Origin of the sequence: Geminicoccus flavidas, from assembly GCF_009806515.1 — a bacterium.
In the GTDB taxonomy this organism is placed as follows: domain Bacteria; phylum Pseudomonadota; class Alphaproteobacteria; order Geminicoccales; family Geminicoccaceae; genus Geminicoccus; species Geminicoccus flavidus.
The window spans coordinates 1-329 of the sequence record NZ_WUJP01000753.1; the positions used below are offsets into that span (position 1 = coordinate 1).

Here is a 329-nt window from a genome sequence, read left to right on the forward strand (position 1 = left end):
CAGGCTCCCGGCCTGCGGTCCTTGCCAGGGACGGATCGATGGCCTGCTGGCCATCGATGGACCAACAGCCAGGTCGAGCGGATGAACCGCACCCTCAAGAGCCTGCCCCCGGACACGGACCCGAAGGACGCGACCGTCATGCGCTACCACTATGACACGACCAGCTCAGAACACACCTGCAGCTGTTCGTGGACGCCTACAACCACGCCCGCCGGCTCAAGACCCTGCGCGGCCTGACCCCCAACGAGTTCATCTGTCAGGTCTCGGCCAAAGAGCCCGATTGGTTCAGGCTCGACCCGTCACACCTCATCCTGGTGCGGTACACCTAG

Annotated in this window: 1 pseudogene; it reads left to right on the top strand. The window is 64.4% G+C overall.

Annotated features, from left to right (window positions below):
- A pseudogene (locus tag EQG76_RS21540) lies at positions 1-329 on the top strand (integrase core domain-containing protein); the annotation flags it as partial.